Source organism: Ensifer adhaerens (assembly GCF_020035535.1).
Classification (GTDB): Bacteria; Pseudomonadota; Alphaproteobacteria; order Rhizobiales; family Rhizobiaceae; genus Ensifer.
Window position 1 is genome coordinate 3,884,697 of sequence record NZ_CP083349.1, and the last position, 18,527, is coordinate 3,903,223.

The window sequence follows — 18,527 nt, forward strand, 5'->3', positions numbered from 1 at the left end:
ATGGAAAAGGAACTGTTCGAGGCCGCGCGCGACGCGATGGCCAAGGCGCATGCGCCCTATTCAAAGTTTCCGGTCGGCGCGGCAATCCGCGCCGAGGACGGCAAGATCTATACCGGCGCCAATATCGAGAACCTGTCGTTCCCTGAGGGATGGTGCGCGGAGACCACGGCCATCAGCCATATGGTCATGGCCGGCCAACGCAAGATCCTGGAAGTGGCGGTGATTGCCGAGAAGCTGGCACTCTGCCCGCCCTGCGGCGGCTGCCGTCAGCGGTTGGCCGAGTTTTCTGGCGCCAGCACGCGCATCTTCCTCTGCGACGAGACCGGAGTGAAGAAGACCCTGGCGCTGTCGGACCTGCTGCCGCACAGCTTCGAGACCGAGATTCTCGGATGACCACGGCTGCTGAATTGCTGAAGGCCCGGCTCGGAGGCCTTTCTCCACGCTATGGCATCGTGCTCGGTTCCGGCCTCGGATCGCTGGTCGACGCGCTCGATGAAACGCTGCGGCTTTCCTATGCCGACTTACCGGGCTTCCCGGTCAGCAGCGTCTCCGGCCACGCCGGGGAACTCGTGGCCGGAACGCTCTCAGGCGTGCCGGTCGTCATGCTCTCCGGTCGTGTGCACTACTACGAGCAGGGCGACGCCAATGCGATGCGCCTGCCGCTGGAAACCCTGAAGGCTCTCGGCATCGAGTGCCTCGTGCTCACCAACTCCGCCGGATCGCTACGAGAGGATTTGCCGCCGGGATCGGTGATGCGGATTTCCGACCACATCAACTACTCTGGCTTCAATCCGTTGATCGGCGTCGAGAGCGACGACCGGTTCGTCGGCATGACCAATGCTTACGATGCCGAGCTTGCCGCGAGAATGCAGGCGAGTGCTGAGCGTCTCGGCATACCGCTCATCGACGGCGTCTATATGTGGTTCTCAGGCCCGAGCTTCGAAACGCCGGCCGAGATCCGCATGGCGCGTATCCTCGGCGCGGACGCCGTTGGCATGTCTACGGTCCCGGAAGTTATCCTTGCGCGCTTTTTCGGTCTCCGCGTCGTCGCAGCCTCCGTCATCACCAATTTCGGCGCCGGCATGACCGGGGGCGAGATTAGCCATCACGAGACGAAGGATATGGCCCCTGTCGGTGGCAAGCGGCTCGCCGCTATCCTTGCCGATATGATCGCAGCCGATGCGGTGCACGGGTGACGATGCTTCCGCAGGAAACAATCAGGCGCAAGCGCAACGGCGAACGCCTCGCTCCGGCCGAGATCGCCGATTTTGTCCGCGGCCTTTCGGATGGTTCAATCTCCGAAGGGCAGGTTGCTGCCTTCGCCATGGCTGTCTGGTTCTCCGGCATGAGCCGCGACGAGACCGTGGCGCTGACCCTGGCGATGCGCGACTCCGGCGAAACACTCGACTGGAGCACAGTCGCTCGCCCAATCGCCGACAAGCATTCGACCGGTGGCGTCGGCGACAATGTCTCGCTGATGTTGGCACCGATCGTTGCTGCCTGCGGGCTTGCCGTGCCGATGATTTCAGGACGCGGGCTTGGACACACGGGTGGCACGCTCGACAAACTCGAATCGATACCCGGCTATGATATCCAACCGTCGGCTGCCGTGTTCCGCCGCACGGTCGACGAAATCGGCTGCGCCATTATAGGTCAGACGGCGAACCTCGCTCCGGCAGACAAGCGACTCTATGCGATCCGCGACGTGACCGCGACCGTCGATTCGGTACCCCTGATCACCGCTTCGATACTTTCCAAGAAGCTCGCCGCCGGCCTCCAGTCGCTGGTGCTCGACGTCAAGCTCGGCAATGGCTCCTTCATGAGTGAAGCGAGGGAGGCGGAGGTGTTGGCGCGCTCGCTGGTCGATGTCGCGAACGGCGCCGGTGTCCGCACCTCGGCGCTCCTGACCGATATGAACGAACCGCTGGCCGATGCGGCCGGCAACGCGTTGGAGATCGACAATTGCCTGGCGTTCCTTCGGTGTGAGAAGAAAGGCACGCGGCTCGAAACGGTCGTCCTGGCCTTTGCTGGCGAAATGTTGGTGGCGGGGGGCGTCGCTTCTGACACCGAACAGGGTGAAGCGCTGGCAAGCAAGGCGCTTGGCAGCGGAGCGGCGCTCGAACGTTTCGGAAAAATGGTGCATGCGCTCGGCGGCCCGACGGATTTCGTCGAGCGCTCGGTGGCCTATCTCGGACGTGCGCCGGTCATCTTGCCGGTCGAAGCGAAACGGTCCGGCTATCTTGCAGCCTGTGAGACCCGAGAGCTGGGCATGGCCGTTATCGCGCTCGGCGGTGGACGGTCGCATCCGGATGACAGGATCGATCATCGGGTCGGCTTCGATGCGTTGAAGCCGCTCGGCACGCGGATCGAGAAGGGCGACGTGATCGCCTTCGTGCATGCGGCCGATCAGGACTCGGCGGAGAGAGCCCGTCATCGCTTGTACGAACTCTACACGTTCGACGATATGGCGCCGGCGAAGCGCTCGCCCATTCTTGCGAGGATTACCTGACGAGGTGCAGGGCGCCGTCTTCGACGCGGAACGACGACAGCCGGTTCAAGAACGTCATGCCGATTAGCGTTCCGCTAAGCGCCTTGTCCGGCAGTACAAGCGCCTGAACATCGCGCACTGATATGCCGCCGATCTCGATCCGGCTCAGCATCGCCGGAGCTGCTTCGACGACGCCATTGGCGGTGCTGACGCGGGCGGTGAAGGATAGTGCGCTCGGTGTCAGCCCGAGCCGGCGTGCGGTCGAAATGTTGATGGCAATGGCGCTTGCGCCGGTATCGACCAGGCCGCGTTCGGAACGGCCGTTGATGCGGAAGGTGCCGAAGTAATGTCCTCTCCCATCCGCCTCGAGCACCACGCTCCGCCCGGTCGCATATTTGGCCGTGGTCGTGGGTGGAACCGCAGGTTCTTCGGCAGCCGTCTTGTCGCCACCTTGCGTCAGGGCCGTCGTTGCCAGGTGCGGAACCACCATGGCTGCAAGCGCGGCCACACCAGCCAATGCGAGCAAACGGACGAGCATGGGCATTCCCCCTCAACGGCATCGGATGCAGCAAACTCGAATTGCTGCTGAAACCTTCTATGCGCCAGAAGAATGGCACACCGCTTAGGGGCAGTAGACCGGATGACGCCTAAGACGACATAAAAAAGCCGCCGGAAACCGGCGGCTTTCTTGCAGATCTGCAATCCTGGTTAAGGATCAGGAAATCATTTGGTGCCGTACATGCGGTCACCCGCATCACCGAGACCGGGCATGATATAGCCGAGCTCGTTCAAGTGGCTATCGATCGACGCGGTAAAGATCGGCACGTCCGGATGTACACTCTGAAAGTTGCGGATACCCTCGGGGGCGGCAAGCAGGCAGAGGAAGCGGATGTTCTTGGCGCCGCGTTCCTTCAGCTTGTCGATTGCCGCAATCGAAGAATTGCCGGTGGCGAGCATCGGGTCGACGACGATGATCAGGCGTTCGGACAGGCTTTCCGGCGCCTTGAAGAAATATTCCACCGCCTGCAGCGTCTCATGGTCGCGATAGACGCCGATGTGGGAGACGCGAGCGGAAGGCACCAGTTCGAGCATGCCTTCGAGCAGACCGTTGCCGGCACGCAGGATAGACGCGAAGACCAGCTTCTTGCCTTCGAGGATCGGCGAGTCGATTTCCTGCAGCGGCGTTTCGATCCGCTCCATCGTCAGTTCGAGATCGCGCGTCACCTCGTAGCAGAGCAAGGTCGAAATCTCTCGGAGAAGCCGGCGGAAACCTGCAGTCGAGGTCTCCTTCTTGCGCATGATGGTCAGCTTGTGTTGCACAAGCGGATGATCGATCACTGTAACGCCGTTCATGGCTCACCTTTCCGGATTTTTTGTATCCGTCCTTTTTCCATGGAATGCGTCATTGCCGCAAGGGTGTTGACCGGCAGGAGAGCGTCATCCCCAGCCGGCCAACCCGAAACGGGAAAGCGGTCCTCAGATGCGCGCGAGCAGCCGCTGGCGTGTCGGCTCGTCGACGAAGGCCGCCTCGATCGCCGTGCGGGTCATGCCGTTGATCTCTGCGTCGGTGAAGCCCATGACCGCAGAGGCGATGTCATACTCCTGCGCAAGCGAAGTGTGGAAGAACGGCGGATCGTCGGAGTTGAGCGTCACGCGCACGCCAGCTGCGTGAAGAGCTCTCAGCGGATGCGAGGCGAAGTCCGGGAAGACCTGCAGCGAAATGTTTGAGCCGGGGCAGACTTCCAGCACGACGCCCGTGTCGGCAAGGCGCCGCACCAGCTCCATGTCTTCGATCGCCCGCACACCGTGGCTGATACGGGACGGCCGAACATGGTCGAGCGCGTCGCGGACGCTGAAGGCGCCGGAGAGCTCGCCCGCATGGATCGTCAGGCCGAGGCCGGCGTCACGGACGATGTCGAAGGCGCGTGCAAAATCGGCTACCTTGTGCATGCGCTCCTCGCCGGCAAGGTTGAAACCGGTGACGAGCGCGTGCTCCCGCTTGGCCGCGAATTCGGCGGTCTTGATCACGGACTCCGGGCCGAGATGGCGGATGCCGGTGATCAGCATGCGCGACTCGATCCCGGTCTTTTGCCTGGCGGACTCCATGCCGGCGGCAAGACCCTCGAGATAGGCCTTCGCACCAAGGCCGATTGTGTTGCCGTGGTCGGGCGAAACGATGATCTCGCTGTAGATCGTGCCGGCCTCGGCCAGCTCCGTCAGATAGGCTTCCGCCAGCAGCGCATAGTCTTCCTCGGTGCGAAACAGCGAGGCGATGGCGTCGTAGCACTTCACGAAACTGGTGAAGTCTTCCCAGACGTAGGCCTTGTCGCGGATGATCGCACTGGTATCGATGCCGTATTTCTCGGCCTGGGACAACGCCAGTTCGGGCGGCGTCGCGCCCTCGATATGGCAATGCAGTTCCGCCTTCTTCAGATGTGCGGTCAAATGAGGCTTCTCCCATGGTGGCCCGGCGCTATGCCGAGATGTTTGGCGACGGTTTCGCCGATATGCGCGAAGGTGTTGGCGACGCCGAGCGAGCGGCTACGCAGCGCCGGGCCGAACATCAGCACAGGCACGCGTTCACGCGTGTGGTCGGTGCCTCGCCAGGTCGGGTCGCAGCCGTGATCGGCGGTCAGGATGACGATATCTGTTGGTTGCAGGCGGCGGTCGAGGTCCGGCAGGCGCGCATCGAAGGCCTCGAGTGCTGCGGCATAGCCGGCGACGTCGCGACGGTGGCCGTAGTGCATGTCGAAATCGACGAAGTTGGTGAAGACCAGGCTGCCGTCCTCGGCCTCGTCGATGGCCGCGAGGCTTGCGTCGAAGAGCGCCATGTTGCCGTCGGCTTTCGTCAGTTTCGTCACACCCTGATGGGCGAAGATGTCACCGATCTTGCCGATGGCATGGACCAGACGCCCCGCCTCCGTCAGCCGGTCGAGGACCGTTGGTTCGGGTGGTAGCACGGAATAGTCGCGGCGATTGCCGGTCCGGATGAAGGTCTGCGGGCTCGTGCCGACGAAGGGGCGTGCGATCACCCGGCCGATATTGTAGTCGTCGACCAGACGGCGGACGGTCTGGCAAAGCTCAAGCAGGCGATCGAGCCCGAAGGCCTGTTCATGCGCCGCAATCTGGAAGACCGAGTCCGAGGAAGTGTAGCAGATCGGCTTGCCGCTCCGCAGGTGCTCTTCGCCATGGCGGGCGATGATATCAGTGCCGGAGGCGTGGCAATTGCCAAGGATGCCCGGAATGTTTCCCTCGCGGCAGATCGCCTCGACAAGCTCGGGCGGAAAGGCGTCGCCTTCGGAAGAGAAGTAACCCCAGTCGAACATCACCGGCGTGCCGGCGATTTCCCAATGCCCGGAGGGTGTGTCTTTGCCGCGCGAGACCTCGCTTGCGGCGCCAAAGGCACCATAGACGCGATTGGGCACCGGCATGCCCTGTGGGATCGTGCCGTTGGCGAGCTTGGCCGCATGAACAAGGCCAAGGGCGGACATGTTCGGCAGACTGAGCGGGCCTTGACGCAGGCCCGCCCGGTCGGCAGCGCCTGTGGCGCAATACTCGGCGATATGTCCAAGCGTGTTGGCGCCAAGATCACCATAGGCTTCGGCATCCGGCGCGCCGCCTATGCCGAAAGAATCGAGAACGAAGAGAAACGCACGCGCCATGATGCACCTGACAGCGGAAGCGCGAAAGCAATGCGCTCCGAAAGCTTCTGGAAGAGCGCGACGACGCCTGACGGCGTCGCAACGCGCAATCTCGAAGGGATAACGCTGCACACGGTGCAATGCAATTGCACCGGATAGGTGCCCGATCAGCAATCAGTGCATTTTATCGACTGGGCGAGGCGCGAATGGAAGTAGGCCGTCTTGGAGAGGTTTATCGTCTTCGCAGTGGCCTCAAGGCTCGGAGCGTAGAGCAGCAACTCATGCGGTACTGTCAGCTCCGTCCGAATAACGAAGGATTTGTTGGCCGTGAATTGGCCGGGCAGGGCGACCTTCGAATTGACGGTGTAGGGAACTGCGCCGGCTTGATCGCGCGACCAAATGACGGTGCCTTCGTTGGTGCCCGAGACTTCGATACCGGTGATCTTCAGCGTGTAGTTCGCGTTCCCATAGGGCTGCAGAATGCTCTTGGCGATGTTCGGCACGTTGGCGAGGAAGGCTTTGTTGACTTCCGATTGCTGCGCGATGATGTCAGCGACCGCACTTGCAGCGCGCGCGGTCTTGCCCGCGACCGTAAAGCCGACAGATAGCTCGAAGGCGCCGAGATAGGTCATGATCAGCAAGGGTGCGACAATCGCGAATTCGACGGCTCCGACGCCGCGCCGGTCGCGTCGCAGCGCGCGAAACTTACCGGTAATCGCTTTGAGGTTCTTTTGCATCGCAATCTGCTTCACGGCGAACCTCACTCGTTCTCGTTTCGGAAGGTGGCAGTCGCCACCATGAGATAATCCTTCGGCATGCTCGCGCCGGCGGGTCGCAAATTGGTGACGAACGGTCGGACGAGGTCGGTGATCACGCTCCAGCGATAGTAGGCACGCACCACATTGAAGCTGCCCGGACCGCCGGGGGCAAACTTGAAGCCGGTCGTATCAATATCTGTCGAACCTGCCTTGCGCGGGATGTTCACTGGAAATTTGCTGAGGTCCGTGACCGCGCGAACGTCGAGATAGAACTGCGAAGGCTGGACGGCTTCGGTGGCTGAACATTTCATCAGGATCGAGATTTCATTACAGAAGGCCTGGCGAAACTGCGCCTGAGTCATATCCGTGGCCTTGCCCCGCTGGAAGGTAATCTGGCCGGTGCGAACCTTGCGCGCCATCGTCTCCGTCGCGTTCGCCAGGAGCTGGTCGCCATAGAAGGCGGCAAAGGTTTCGAGCGAGGCGAAAATCACGAGGAAGAAGGGCAGGGCGAGGATTGCGAACTCGATGCTCGTCGTGCCTTTGCGGTTGCGGATGAAGCGGCGCAGAAGGCCTTTTCGCCTGAAATCAGGCTCGCTCGCACGTTCGATTGCCTGCTCGATGCTCATTGTGCCGTCCCATCATGTTACGCCAGACGGGCGGCAGATTATGGAGCAAGCGTTGATATTTCGTTCCTGCCGATCAGGTGCATTTTAACGAATCGCGGGTCAAAACCCATAAAATTCAGTTGGTGCTACCTGTGGTTTTACGCTCCGCGTGCCGTTCACAATTTGGCGTACAGGAGAGCACGGTGCGCGACGTCTGCTTGTAGACGCGTACGGTGTTGCCTTCATCTATCGAGACCAGAATCCGCTCATCGACGATGGCGTTTCCGTCCTGGTCGAGGATGACCAGATTGGTCGTGCCGAAATTGCGGCCGGTGATGACGATGGTTCGGGCGTCGGCAACCGTGGCGTCTGCCACTTCGGCATTGCCGATGATGACTTTGCTGACCGGGCGGTCGAGTTTGAGCACGCGCGCATGATCCATATAGACGCGCATCATGTCGTTCTCTGCGCCAGCGGCGATCGCCGGGCCGAGCGATGCGATCACGAAAGCAAACAGGGCGGCTCGGCCGGTCGCGGATGGCATGGTCATGGCGGGTCCTTGAGGTGATGCTCACGCCATACTCACTCGTCTTGGTGAATGAACCGTTAAACCGCTCATTTCGAGACCGGATGGTCGCTGTGCCGTTTTCTGTTCGTTTACCCAAAAATCAGGGACGCACCGTTAACCTGTCGGTAACCGCCTTCTTTAAGTCGATGGAAATGCGCCAAGACTAATTTGAGGTCATCCGATCAACGGCAAACAGTTGGCGGAAGTGCTGAACAACAACTGTGAAGTAGGAGAATCATCATGAAGAAGATTTTTGCCCGTCTGATGAAGGACGAGTCCGGCGCGACCGCTATCGAGTACGGCCTGATCGCCGCCCTCATCTCGGTTGCCCTCATTGCTGGCGCAAGCACACTTGGCAACGCGCTCAACACCACGTTCGACGGCCTGGGCACCAAGCTTACGGAAAGCACGGGCAGCCTCTAATCGGACTGGCCGGTTCAAGCGGGGAGACATTCGCATGGCGAAGATTTTCCGCTGCTTGCGGCGGGATGACAGCGGCGCAACTGCCATCGAGTATGGTCTGATCGCGGCGCTCGTTTCCGCAGCCCTGATCGCTGGTGCAACCACGCTTGGCAATACCCTCGATTCCGCGCTCAACAAGATCGGATCGAATATTGCGACAAGCGGCAAGATCTAACGAACCGGTCCCGCAATAGACTGAAATGGAGCCGCTGCAAAAGCGGCTCCATTGTTATCTGGAACCCCATGGGGAACCAGAGATTACGTGCGCTCTTCTTGGAGGCAGGAACCATGACTGAGGCTGCCATTTTCGTGGTTTTCCCATTTTGCCTTGGGTTTGCAGCCTTTTCAGACCTGCTGACCATGACGATTCCCAATCGCGTTTCGGTGGTGCTTCTGGGCAGTTTTCTTGTCGTGGCGCTGATGGCGGGACTCGATTTCGGGGAGATCGGCCTGCATATGGCTGCGGCCCTGGCTGTCTTTGCCGTGTGCTTCGGCCTGTTTGCTGTAAATGTCATGGGCGGCGGCGACGCCAAGCTCTTGACTGCCAGCGCCGTCTGGTTCGGGTTGACCCCGTCTTTGACCGCTTTTCTGCTCTACGTCGCCATTTTCGGAGGCTTGCTGACGCTTGCGATCCTGATGTTGCGCCGGCAGGAAAACACGATACTGGCGAGTGGCATCCCGGTTCCGCAGCTCTTGCTGACGGCCAAGAAGATCCCCTATGGCGTCGCAATCGCGCTCGGCGGCTTTGCTGCCTATCCGGCTTCACCGCTTATGGAGGCGGCCTTTGCACGCCTTTCCTGAGGCCCGGGCGCAGGGCGTCATCTTTCGTTAACTCTCCTCATAAGCAATCCGTTAACTATAATTACACCAATTCCTGATCAATCTGACCCTGGCAATTTTTCGGGGCTCGGAAACGATCATGAAACCGGTTCGCATCATCATACTGGCGGTGGCCGTTCTATCGGCTGCAATGGCTGGTCTATTGGCGATGAAACTGACGCGCGCACCTGCGCCGTTGACCGCCGAGCCTCTGATCGAGCGGGCCCCGACTATCAACGTCCTGGTTGCCAGCAAGAGCCTGCCTGTCGGATCGCGCCTGGGCGGGGATTCCATCCAGTGGATGGCCTGGCCGAAGGACGGAGTGGTTGACGGCCTCATCACCGACGAAAATCAACCGTCAGCAATCGACGACCTCACTGGAGCCGTCGTGCGTTTGCCGATCTTCAACGGCGAGCCGGTCCGTCACGAAAAGGTTGCAGACTCGTCCAACCGCATCATGTCGTCGCTGCTGCCGGCAGGCAAACGCGCCGTTGCGACCGAAATCACGGTCGCGACAGGTGCCGGTGGCTTCATCCTTCCGAACGACCGGGTCGACGTCATCATGGTCCGCAAGGGCGATGGCGAACACTACCTGACCGAAACAGTGCTCAGTAATGTACGCGTCCTGGCCATCGACCAGCAGGTCGAGGAGAAGGAAGATGGCACGAAATCCGTCGTCGGCACCACCGCCACACTGGAGCTGACGCCCGACCAGTCGAAGGTGATGACGGTCGCGCAGCAGATGGCCGAGCGCATTTCATTGGCGCTCAGAAGCGTCGCCGACGCACAGGAATCCGACACCGACGCCGCAGACTACCTGTTGAGCGGCGACGGTCAGCCGAGCATCCAGGTCATCAAGTCCGGGTCCATCGTCAAGAGCGATGGTGCCGTCGGCCAATCACAGCAGTAACCAGGTTAGAACGGGGCTTAAGGTGAAGCGGAGCGGAAACAAATTTCGGGCGTCTGTCGCAGCCGGTTTATCCTTCTGCCTGGCGTTTTCTGGCACGTATTTGCCGACGCCGCCGACGGCATTGGCGGCTGCTTCGTCGGTCGTACGGATCGTCGAAAGCGGCCCTGGCGTAAAGAAGAAGGTCAGTCTTGGCTTGAACAAGGCCGTGGTCGTCGACCTGCCCGCGGACGCGCACGACATTCTCGTCGCAGACCCATCGCTGGCCGACGCTGTGACCCGTACGTCACGACGTATCTACCTCTTCGGCAAGTCCGTCGGCCAGACCAACATTTTTGTCTTCGGCCCCAACGGCGAGGAGATCGTCAGCCTCGACATCGAGGTTGAACGCGATATTGCCAACCTTCAGTCGAATTTGCGCCGCTTCATTCCGGACGCCGATATCAACGTCGAGATTATCTCGGACAACATCGTGCTGACCGGAACGGTGCGCACGCCGCTCGATTCTACCCGTGCCGTCGATCTCGCCAAGGCCTTCCTCCAGGGCGGTGAGGCGACCACGCGCAACATTACCGCGCAAGGCAACAACGGCGATGCGGACATCTTTGCTGAAGACCGGCAGGTTTCGCAGATCGTCAACCTGCTGACAATCGACGGCGATGACCAGGTCAACCTCAAGGTCACCGTTGCCGAAGTCAGCCGCCAGGTGCTGAAGCAGCTCGGTTTCAACGGCCGCGTCAGCGACGGCGAAAGCGGCATCGGTTTCCGCAATCCGGCCAACCTCGGCGATGCGGTCGGTGTCGGTGTCAACGCGATTGCTAAAGGGACGATCGGCGGAACGACGATCTCGAGCTACATCAATGCGATGGAGCAAGCGGGCGTGATGCGCACGCTGGCCGAGCCGAGCCTGACGGCGATTTCCGGGCAGGAAGCAAAGTTCTATGTCGGCGGTGAATTCCGCATGGCGGGAACACAGGAAGTCACGACTGACAAGGATACCGGCGAAGACAAGGTCACGCGCGAAGTCAATGACGTCGAATACGGTATCCGCCTCAACTTCAAGCCCGTCGTCCTGGGCCCAGGGCGTATCAGCCTGCAGATCGAGACGAACGTCTCGGAACCCACCTATGAGGGATCGGTTGTCACCGGCAACGGCAAAGCCAGCGTTCCGGGCAACACTTTCCTCGGGATCCGCAGGCGCGAAGCTTCGACCAGCGTCGAACTGCCGTCCGGCGGCTCGATCGTGATCGCCGGCCTGGTTCAGGACAACATCCGCCAAGCGATGTCCGGCCTGCCGGGAGCGGCGAAGATCCCGATCCTCGGAACGCTGTTCCGCAGCAAGGATTTCGTGCGCAACGAGACCGAGCTTGTCATCATTGCGACGCCCTATCTGGTCCGTCCCGTCGCCAGAAGCGCGATCTCCCGGCCTGACGACAATTTCAATCCGGCCAATGATCTCGACAGCTACTTCCTTGGCCGCGTGAACCGCATCTACGGACGGCCGGAGGCGGCCGCTCCGGCGGGTCGCTACCACGGCAATGTCGGCTTCATTTACAAATAGGTCGGGTCATGACGCATCGAACCGGTTCCCACGAGACACCTGAAAGGCCGAATGCCATGTCCATGAGCACATCCAGCGCCTTCATGCGATGCACGAGCCGCATGGCCATGCTGGCCATTGCTGGCATTTTCCTTGCGAGCTGCGGTACGAGGGACAATCTCGCCACTGGCTCAATTCCGGACGACTATCGCACCAGGCATCCAATCGTGCTTGCTGAAGGCGAACGCGCGATCGACATTCCGATCGCTTCGGGCGATCACCGCCTGACCCAGGGCACGCGTGACGTCATCGCCGGGTTCGCCTCTGACTATCGCAATTCGGCAAGCGGCGTCGTGCAGATCATGATGCCGCGCGGCGCGGCCAACAGCAGTGCGGCCCAAACGATGCGCAGAGAAATTCGCGGCGTCCTGGTTGCCGCCGGCGTCCCGGCCAAGCGCCTGCTCGAGACCAGCTACGACGCTGGACCCTACGGAGACGCGGCACCGATCCGCTTGAGCTACGTTGCGATCACCGCCCAGACGGCGCCCTGCGGCACTTGGCCGGAAGATCTGAACCTCAACACGATGGAAAACAAGAACTACTACAATTTCGGCTGCGCCTCGCAATCGAACCTTGCAGCCCAGCTCGCCAACCCGACCGACCTCCTCGGTCCGCGCCAGACGTCGCCGATCGACGCGGTTCAGCGCGGTCAGGTGATCACGGACTGGCGCGGAACCGAGAAGAGCGACGGCCCGGTCGTCATCTTCAACTGATAACGGCGGGATGGAGACATGAGCACGATCGATTACAGGATCGAAGCCGGTGTCGAGGGGGACGATCCCTCCTTCGACCAGGTGCGTACGGGCGACCTGGAGCAGGTCCGCCCACTGCCGCGGATATCGATCCACGCCTTTTGCGAAACCAATGCGATGCAGCGGCTGATGGAGCGTTGCGGGCAGGACCGGCGCATGGCCAAGGTCAGCCTGCGGATCAACAGCGGCGGCATCGACGCGGCTGCAAACATGTTCGCGACCGTATCCACCCCCAATCTCATAATCCTCGAGACATCGACCGAACCGCGGTCGCTTCTGACCGAGCTGGCGCCGCTTGCAGCGGTCTGCGACCCGAGCACCAAGGTGATCCTCGTCGGCAAATACAACGACATCGGGCTCTATCGCGAACTCATCCGCAACGGCATTTCCGAATACATGGTCGCGCCAGTGGCCATGCCGGACATCCTGACTGCCGTTTCGGCGATCTTCGTTGATCCGGACGCGGAACCCCTTGGCCGAAGCATCGCCTTCATCGGTGCCAAGGGCGGCTGCGGTTCGTCCGTGATCGCGCACAACTGCGCCTGGGGCATTTCCAGCCTCTTCTCGACCGAGACCATTCTCGCCGATCTCGATCTGCCCTACGGCACGGCCAATATCGATTTCGACCAGGATCCACCGCAGGGCATTGCCGAAGCTGTATTCGCGCCGGAGCGCCTGGACGAAGTGTTCCTCGACCGGTTGCTGACCAAATGCTCCGATCACCTGTCGCTTCTGGCCGCCCCTTCCATGCTGGACCGGGCCTATGATTTCGAGACCGGTGCGTTCCACCCGATCCTGGAAATACTGCAGCGCAGTGCCCCCGTTTCCGTCCTTGACGTCCCGCATGTGTGGACGGACTGGACCCGCGCCGTGCTCGGCGAAGCCGACGAACTGGTGATCACGGCAACCCCTGATCTCGCCTCCCTGCGCAATACCAAGAACCTGCTCGACGCAATGAAGAAACTGCGTCCAAACGACAAACCGCCCCATCTGGTGCTGAACCAGGTCGGGATGCCGAAGCGTCCGGAGATTACGGCGAGCGAGTTCTGCGAATCGCTGGAAACCGAAGCGGTCGCGATTATTCCCTTTGACGCGGCCCTGTTCGGCAATGCGTCGAACAGCGGGCGGATGATCGCGGAGATCGACAAGAAGGCGCCGGCTGCCGAAACGTTTTCGCAGCTCGCACATCTTCTGACGGGCCGGGTAACGATGAAGAAGGCCCGGCGCGGCGGACTTGGCAAGGTGCTGGCCGCACTCGGCAGGAAATAGACAGGACGTAGGATCACGCAGATGTTTGGCAAACGCGGAAACGAAGGCTTCGGCAAGAGCGGTACCCCGGGTCCCGCCGTTCCTCCGCCCGTTGTGGCTGCGCAACCGGTGGCAATCGAACGGCCCGCCGTGCCTATTCTGGGCGAGCCGACATCCGCGATCCCCAAGGTCCAGCCCGCCGCCGCTCCGCCGACCCGACGCCGCACGGCACGAACGGAAGACTACTACGATACGAAATCGCAGGTATTTTCCGCGCTGATCGACACGATCGACCTGTCGCAGCTGGCCAAGCTCGATACCGAGAGCGCCCGCGAAGAAATTCGCGATATCGTCAACGACATCATCACGATCAAGAACTTCGCGATGTCGATCTCCGAGCAGGAGGAACTGCTCGACGACATCTGCAACGACGTGCTGGGTTACGGTCCGCTCGAGCCGCTGCTTGCCCGCGACGACATCGCCGACATCATGGTCAATGGCGCCGGTCAGACTTTCATCGAAGTCGGCGGCAAGGTCCAGGAATCCGAGATCCGCTTCCGCGACAACGCCCAACTCCTGTCGATCTGCCAGCGCATCGTCGGCCAGGTCGGCCGCCGCGTCGACGAATCGAGCCCGATCTGCGACGCCCGCCTGCCTGACGGATCACGCGTCAACGTCATCGCCCCGCCGCTTGCCATCGACGGAACGGCACTGACCATCCGCAAATTCAAGAAGGACAAGCTCACGCTGGAGCAGCTCGTCCGCTTCGGCTCGGTAACGCCGGAAGGCGCCGTCCTCTTGCAGATCATCGGCCGCGTCCGCTGTAACATCGTCATTTCGGGCGGCACCGGCTCGGGCAAGACGACATTGCTCAATTGCCTGACGCGCTACATCGACACCGACGAGCGGGTCATCACCTGTGAGGATACCGCGGAGTTGCAATTGCAACAGCCGCATGTCGTGCGTCTGGAAACGCGCCCGCCGAACATTGAAGGCGAGGGTGAGATCACCATGCGCGATCTCATCAAGAACTGCCTGCGTATGCGGCCGGAACGCATCATCGTCGGCGAAGTGCGTGGCCCTGAGGTTTTCGATCTGCTTCAGGCGATGAACACCGGTCATGACGGCTCGATGGGAACGATCCACGCCAACACGCCGCGCGAGTGCCTGAGCCGCATGGAATCGATGATCGCCCTGGGCGGTTATAGCCTGCCGGCCAAGACCGTGCGCGAGATCATTGCCGGATCGGTGGACGTGATCATCCAGGCGTCGCGTCTGCGCGACGGCTCCCGCCGCATCACCCATATTACCGAGGTGGTGGGCATGGAAGGCGACGTGATCATCACGCAGGACCTGATGCGCTACGAGATCGATGGCGAGGACGCCAACGGACGCATCATTGGCCGCCACACCTCGACCGGCATCGGCCGCCCGCATTTCTGGGATCGCGCCCGTTATTTCAACGAGGACAAACGCCTGGCCTCCACCCTTGACGCCATGGACAAGAACTAGGAGCTGCGATGTTCGGCATAGACATCACCGTTCTGGCGTTGGCCGCTCTTGTCGCCATATCGGCGGCGGCGCTGGCCTACGTCCTATTGTTCTCGCGTATCGAAAGCGAAAAGAAAGCGGAAGGCCGCGTGCGCAAGGTCAGTGCGGCTGAAACGGACCGTGCCAAGGTGAAGGCAGCGCGTGACCGTGTCAGCGAACTGTCGAAGCGGCGCAAATCCGTCCAGGATTCGTTGAAGGAACTCGAGAAGAAGCAGCAGGAACGCTCGGCCAAGTCTTCCCCTTCGATGAAGGTGCGGCTGACCCAGGCGGATCTTTCGATGTCCGTCGGACGCTTCTATCTGTACAGCGCGCTCTTCGGCGTCTTCGCCTTTCTCGTCGCCCTGATCATGGGAGCCGGGCCCGCCATCGGTCTCGGTATCGCCGTGATCGCCGGCCTTGGCCTGCCTCGCTGGTCCGTCGGCTTCCTGGTCAAACGACGCTGCAAGAAGTTTCTCGAGGAATTCCCGAACGCTCTCGAGATCATGGTCCGCTCGATCAAATCGGGCCTGCCGCTCAATGATGCGCTCCGCCTCATTGCCGCCGACGGCCAGGAGCCGGTCAGGACCGAGTTTCGCCGCGTGGTGGAATCCCAGCAGGTCGGCTTGAGCGTCACCGAAGCCTGCGCCCGCATGATCAACAGCATTCCTTTGCCCGAGGTGAACTTCTTCGCGATCGTGATCGCCATTCAGGCGCAGGCGGGCGGCAACCTCTCGGAAGCCCTCAGCAACCTGTCGAAGGTACTGCGCGAACGCAAGAAGATGAGGGCAAAGGTTGGTGCGATGTCCATGGAGGCCAAGGCATCCGCTTGCATTATCGGTGCCCTGCCGTTCATCGTTGCCTTGCTGGTTTACCTGACGTCACCCGCCTACATGATGGTCCTGTTCACCGATCCGCGCGGTCACCTGATTATCGGTCTCGGCCTCTTCTGGATGAGCGTCGGCATCATGGTGATGCGCAACATGATCAACTTCGATATCTGAGGGGCATCGATGAATACGGGCCTGATCAAGACACTGACTGATCCGAACGTCCTCCTTGCGGTTCTGGTCTCACTCGCCGTGCTCGCGACCTTCTATTCTCTCATCGTGCCGTTCTTCGAACGGGGAGATCTTGGAAAGCGGATGAAGTCGGTCGCCAGCGAGCGGGAGCAGATCCGGGCCCGCGAACGCGCGCGGCTTGCCGACGTACAGAGCGGCAGAGCAAGCCTGCGTGGCCAGAACAACGCCTCCATCCGCCAGATCGTCGAACGGCTCAACCTGCGCACCGCACTCATGGATGAGAACACCGTCAACCGTTTGAAAATGGCCGGCTTCCGCTCGCAGAACGCCCTCAATACTTTCCTGTTCGCGCGTTTCTGCCTGCCTTTCCTGTTTCTGCTCGTCGCGATCGTCTACATCTTCGTGCTCGGTAACTTTGCCGAGAAGCCATTGATGGTGCGTCTCTTTTTCGCGATCGGTTTCGCCTATCTCGGCTTCTATGCGCCCAACATCATTGTCGCCAACGCGGTCTCCAAGCGCCAGCACTCGATCCGGCGCGCCTGGCCGGATGCTCTGGACCTGCTACTGATCTGCGTTGAATCCGGCGTGTCGATGGAGCTGGCCATGCGGCGTGTCGCCGACGAAATCGCGGCCCAGTCACAGCCTCTCGCGGAAGAACTGGTACTCACGACGGCAGAACTTTCCTTCCTGCCCGAGCGTCGTGCAGCGCTTGAAAACCTCGGCGTCCGCACCGGCCTGGACGAGGTCAGGTCGGTCGTCCAGGCCCTTATCCAGGCGGATCGCTACGGCACGCCGATCGCCCAGGCCTTGCGCGTTCTTGCGCAGGAAAGCCGCGATCAGCGCATGACAGCGGCCGAGAAGAAGGCCGCGGCATTGCCACCGAAACTGACGGTGCCGATGATCCTCTTCTTCCTGCCCGTTCTGGTCGCCGTTATTCTCGGGCCTGCTGGCATCCAGGTTGCCGACAAGTTCTAAGGCGCCCCGCTTGAAGGTTGGTCGCGGGCGTGGAAAGCTCTGGAGCAAGGGCGCCGGCACTCTTCGGGGCCTTCCAAGGTCCAGGCCCAAGGGCGGACAACCAAAGCGATCGTTTCGCAAGAGCGGGACGCGATTGGTTGTGATTGAGCGCGCAAACGACTAAAGGTGTGGCAAGCTCAAACCTTGCTCCCGAAGGTTCCTTGAAAACAGGATCGCGCTCATGAAGCTGGTGACCGGCAACTCCAACCGCGCCCTTGCCGAAGCCATTGCCAATTACCTGGATCTCCCCCTGGCCGATTGCACGGTCAAGCGCTTCGCCGACCAGGAAATCCACGTTCAACTTCATGAGAACGTCCGCGGCGAGGACGTGTATATCCTCCAGTCAACAAGCACGCCTGCTGACGGCAATCTCATGGAGCTGTTGATTCTGACGGATACGCTGCGCCGCTCATCAGCTCGCCGTATTACCGCCGTCATCCCATATTTCGGCTATGCCCGTCAGGACCGCCGGGCCACTGGCCGCACACCGATCTCTGCGAAGCTGGTCGCCAACATGATCGCCGGTGCGGGTGTCAATCGGGTCATGACGCTCGATCTGCATACGGATCAGATTCAGGGCTTTTTCGATATTCCGACCGATAATCTTTATGCGGCGCCGGTGATGACCCGCGACATTGAAGGGCGCCACGACGTCCGCAACCTCATGGTCGTTTCGCCTGATGTGGGCGGCGTGGCGCGAGCCCGCGGCATCGCCAAGCGCATTGGGACCGATCTTGCGATCGTCGACAAACGGCGACCCCGCGCCGGCGTGTCGGAAGTGATGAACATTATTGGCGAAGTGTCCGGCAAAAGCTGTCTGCTGATCGACGACATCGTCGATAGCGGCGGGACGCTGATCAACGCGGCTGAGGCGTTGTTGGAGGCGGGCGCCACGGATGTTTCAGCCTATATCACCCACGGCGTTCTTTCCGAAGGTGCCTGCGAACGCATTGGTGCCAGCAGCCTCAAGGAATTGGTCGTGACCGACTCCATTCGCGAAACCGAAGCTCAGCGTCAAACCTCCAACATCAGACGCCTCGCCATCGCGCCATTGATAGGCGAAGCCTTGGCCCGCACGGCTAGAGACCAAAGCGTTTCAAGCCTTTTCAACTGATT

Annotated in this window: 21 protein-coding genes; 14 read left to right on the top strand and 7 right to left on the bottom strand. The window is 61.1% G+C overall.

The window, feature by feature from the left end:
* The 3 genes from LAC81_RS18820 to deoA are packed head-to-tail and all read left to right on the top strand — an operon-like array spanning position 1 to position 2,509.
* Entirely contained in the window at positions 1 to 393 is a 393-nt protein-coding gene (locus tag LAC81_RS18820; RefSeq protein WP_043622805.1) for a cytidine deaminase, read from the top strand.
* Positions 390 to 1,196: a purine-nucleoside phosphorylase gene (locus tag LAC81_RS18825; RefSeq protein WP_223726002.1), complete on the top strand. Its 807-nt coding sequence runs from the start codon at positions 390 to 392 to the stop codon at positions 1,194 to 1,196. The genes LAC81_RS18820 and LAC81_RS18825 overlap by 4 nt, the downstream gene beginning before the upstream one ends.
* Positions 1,193 to 2,509 carry a thymidine phosphorylase gene (deoA, locus tag LAC81_RS18830; protein WP_223726003.1) on the top strand — a complete coding sequence of 439 codons (1,317 nt, stop codon included), beginning with the start codon at positions 1,193 to 1,195 and terminating at the stop codon, positions 2,507 to 2,509. Before LAC81_RS18825 ends, deoA begins: the two co-directional genes overlap by 4 nt.
* Here the strand turns inward: deoA and LAC81_RS18835 are convergent.
* From LAC81_RS18835 to LAC81_RS18865, 7 genes are all read right to left on the bottom strand, one after another.
* On the bottom strand, positions 2,502 to 3,026 hold the full coding sequence (locus tag LAC81_RS18835; protein ID WP_223726004.1) for a retropepsin-like aspartic protease family protein: 525 nt from the start codon (positions 3,024 to 3,026) through the stop codon (positions 2,502 to 2,504). The genes deoA and LAC81_RS18835 overlap by 8 nt on opposite strands.
* A 185-nt stretch (positions 3,027 to 3,211) precedes the next feature.
* Positions 3,212 to 3,841 carry a uracil phosphoribosyltransferase gene (upp, locus tag LAC81_RS18840; RefSeq protein WP_113539885.1) on the bottom strand — a complete coding sequence of 210 codons (630 nt, stop codon included), beginning with the start codon at positions 3,839 to 3,841 and terminating at the stop codon, positions 3,212 to 3,214.
* Positions 3,842 to 3,964: 123 nt separating this feature from the next.
* Positions 3,965 to 4,933 carry an adenosine deaminase gene (locus tag LAC81_RS18845; protein WP_223726005.1) on the bottom strand — a complete coding sequence of 323 codons (969 nt, stop codon included), beginning with the start codon at positions 4,931 to 4,933 and terminating at the stop codon, positions 3,965 to 3,967.
* Positions 4,930 to 6,150, bottom strand: coding sequence for a phosphopentomutase (locus LAC81_RS18850; RefSeq protein WP_223726006.1), 1,221 nt, complete (start codon positions 6,148 to 6,150; stop codon positions 4,930 to 4,932). The genes LAC81_RS18845 and LAC81_RS18850 overlap by 4 nt, the downstream gene beginning before the upstream one ends.
* A gap of 146 nt (positions 6,151 to 6,296) precedes the next feature.
* Positions 6,297 to 6,866, bottom strand: a complete 570-nt coding sequence (locus LAC81_RS18855) for a TadE/TadG family type IV pilus assembly protein (protein ID WP_223726007.1) — start codon at positions 6,864 to 6,866, stop codon at positions 6,297 to 6,299.
* 23 nt (positions 6,867 to 6,889) lie between these two features.
* Positions 6,890 to 7,513, bottom strand: a complete 624-nt coding sequence (locus LAC81_RS18860) for a TadE/TadG family type IV pilus assembly protein (RefSeq protein WP_223726008.1) — start codon at positions 7,511 to 7,513, stop codon at positions 6,890 to 6,892.
* 115 nt (positions 7,514 to 7,628) lie between these two features.
* Positions 7,629 to 8,042, bottom strand: a complete 414-nt coding sequence (locus tag LAC81_RS18865; protein ID WP_223726009.1) for a pilus assembly protein N-terminal domain-containing protein — start codon at positions 8,040 to 8,042, stop codon at positions 7,629 to 7,631.
* A 258-nt stretch (positions 8,043 to 8,300) separates the two neighbouring features.
* Between LAC81_RS18865 and LAC81_RS18870 the strand changes: the two genes are divergently transcribed.
* The 11 genes from LAC81_RS18870 to LAC81_RS18920 all read left to right on the top strand — a co-directional run bounded on the left by LAC81_RS18870 (position 8,301) and on the right by LAC81_RS18920 (position 18,525).
* Positions 8,301 to 8,483 carry a Flp family type IVb pilin gene (locus tag LAC81_RS18870; protein ID WP_113539890.1) on the top strand — a complete coding sequence of 61 codons (183 nt, stop codon included), beginning with the start codon at positions 8,301 to 8,303 and terminating at the stop codon, positions 8,481 to 8,483.
* Positions 8,484 to 8,517: 34 nt separating this feature from the next.
* On the top strand, positions 8,518 to 8,697 hold the full coding sequence (locus tag LAC81_RS18875) for a Flp family type IVb pilin (RefSeq protein ID WP_113539891.1): 180 nt from the start codon (positions 8,518 to 8,520) through the stop codon (positions 8,695 to 8,697).
* Positions 8,698 to 8,810: 113 nt separating this feature from the next.
* Positions 8,811 to 9,323 (top strand): A24 family peptidase, encoded by a 513-nt coding sequence (locus LAC81_RS18880; RefSeq protein ID WP_113539892.1) that lies wholly within the window; start codon positions 8,811 to 8,813, stop codon positions 9,321 to 9,323.
* A gap of 118 nt (positions 9,324 to 9,441) precedes the next feature.
* Entirely contained in the window at positions 9,442 to 10,251 is an 810-nt protein-coding gene (cpaB, locus tag LAC81_RS18885) for a Flp pilus assembly protein CpaB (protein ID WP_113539893.1), read from the top strand.
* A gap of 22 nt (positions 10,252 to 10,273) precedes the next feature.
* On the top strand, positions 10,274 to 11,809 hold the full coding sequence (locus LAC81_RS18890) for a type II and III secretion system protein family protein (protein WP_223726010.1): 1,536 nt from the start codon (positions 10,274 to 10,276) through the stop codon (positions 11,807 to 11,809).
* Positions 11,810 to 11,871: 62 nt separating this feature from the next.
* Positions 11,872 to 12,561: a CpaD family pilus assembly protein gene (locus tag LAC81_RS18895; RefSeq protein ID WP_419195784.1), complete on the top strand. Its 690-nt coding sequence runs from the start codon at positions 11,872 to 11,874 to the stop codon at positions 12,559 to 12,561.
* An 18-nt stretch (positions 12,562 to 12,579) separates the two neighbouring features.
* Positions 12,580 to 13,869 carry an AAA family ATPase gene (locus LAC81_RS18900; protein ID WP_223726011.1) on the top strand — a complete coding sequence of 430 codons (1,290 nt, stop codon included), beginning with the start codon at positions 12,580 to 12,582 and terminating at the stop codon, positions 13,867 to 13,869.
* Between the two features lie 21 nt (positions 13,870 to 13,890).
* Positions 13,891 to 15,360 (top strand): CpaF family protein, encoded by a 1,470-nt coding sequence (locus LAC81_RS18905; protein WP_223726012.1) that lies wholly within the window; start codon positions 13,891 to 13,893, stop codon positions 15,358 to 15,360.
* Positions 15,361 to 15,368: 8 nt separating this feature from the next.
* Entirely contained in the window at positions 15,369 to 16,379 is a 1,011-nt protein-coding gene (locus LAC81_RS18910) for a type II secretion system F family protein (protein WP_223726013.1), read from the top strand.
* 9 nt (positions 16,380 to 16,388) lie between these two features.
* Positions 16,389 to 17,372, top strand: a complete 984-nt coding sequence (locus tag LAC81_RS18915; protein ID WP_223726014.1) for a type II secretion system F family protein — start codon at positions 16,389 to 16,391, stop codon at positions 17,370 to 17,372.
* Between the two features lie 220 nt (positions 17,373 to 17,592).
* The gene (locus LAC81_RS18920; RefSeq protein WP_273700194.1) at positions 17,593 to 18,525 is read left to right on the top strand and encodes a ribose-phosphate pyrophosphokinase; all 933 of its coding nucleotides are present in this window, start codon (positions 17,593 to 17,595) and stop codon (positions 18,523 to 18,525) included.
* The last annotated feature ends 2 nt before the right edge of the window (positions 18,526 to 18,527 follow it).

Bases quoted from the DNA above. Each gene is read 5' to 3' on its own strand.
- LAC81_RS18820 (WP_043622805.1), top strand. From the start codon at position 1: ATGGAAAAGGAACTGTTCGAGGCCGCGCGCGACGCGATGGCCAAGGCG.
- LAC81_RS18825 (WP_223726002.1), top strand. From the start codon at position 390: ATGACCACGGCTGCTGAATTGCTGAAGGCCCGGCTCGGAGGCCTTTCT.
- LAC81_RS18835 (WP_223726004.1), bottom strand. From the start codon at position 3,026: ATGCTCGTCCGTTTGCTCGCATTGGCTGGTGTGGCCGCGCTTGCAGCC.
- upp (WP_113539885.1), bottom strand. From the start codon at position 3,841: ATGAACGGCGTTACAGTGATCGATCATCCGCTTGTGCAACACAAGCTG.
- LAC81_RS18850 (WP_223726006.1), bottom strand. From the start codon at position 6,150: ATGGCGCGTGCGTTTCTCTTCGTTCTCGATTCTTTCGGCATAGGCGGC.
- LAC81_RS18855 (WP_223726007.1), bottom strand. From the start codon at position 6,866: ATGCAAAAGAACCTCAAAGCGATTACCGGTAAGTTTCGCGCGCTGCGA.
- LAC81_RS18860 (WP_223726008.1), bottom strand. From the start codon at position 7,513: ATGAGCATCGAGCAGGCAATCGAACGTGCGAGCGAGCCTGATTTCAGG.
- LAC81_RS18865 (WP_223726009.1), bottom strand. From the start codon at position 8,042: ATGACCATGCCATCCGCGACCGGCCGAGCCGCCCTGTTTGCTTTCGTG.
- LAC81_RS18870 (WP_113539890.1), top strand. From the start codon at position 8,301: ATGAAGAAGATTTTTGCCCGTCTGATGAAGGACGAGTCCGGCGCGACC.
- LAC81_RS18875 (WP_113539891.1), top strand. From the start codon at position 8,518: ATGGCGAAGATTTTCCGCTGCTTGCGGCGGGATGACAGCGGCGCAACT.
- LAC81_RS18880 (WP_113539892.1), top strand. From the start codon at position 8,811: ATGACTGAGGCTGCCATTTTCGTGGTTTTCCCATTTTGCCTTGGGTTT.
- cpaB (WP_113539893.1), top strand. From the start codon at position 9,442: ATGAAACCGGTTCGCATCATCATACTGGCGGTGGCCGTTCTATCGGCT.
- LAC81_RS18895 (WP_419195784.1), top strand. From the start codon at position 11,872: ATGAGCACATCCAGCGCCTTCATGCGATGCACGAGCCGCATGGCCATG.
- LAC81_RS18900 (WP_223726011.1), top strand. From the start codon at position 12,580: ATGAGCACGATCGATTACAGGATCGAAGCCGGTGTCGAGGGGGACGAT.
- LAC81_RS18905 (WP_223726012.1), top strand. From the start codon at position 13,891: ATGTTTGGCAAACGCGGAAACGAAGGCTTCGGCAAGAGCGGTACCCCG.
- LAC81_RS18910 (WP_223726013.1), top strand. From the start codon at position 15,369: ATGTTCGGCATAGACATCACCGTTCTGGCGTTGGCCGCTCTTGTCGCC.
- LAC81_RS18915 (WP_223726014.1), top strand. From the start codon at position 16,389: ATGAATACGGGCCTGATCAAGACACTGACTGATCCGAACGTCCTCCTT.
- LAC81_RS18920 (WP_273700194.1), top strand. From the start codon at position 17,593: ATGAAGCTGGTGACCGGCAACTCCAACCGCGCCCTTGCCGAAGCCATT.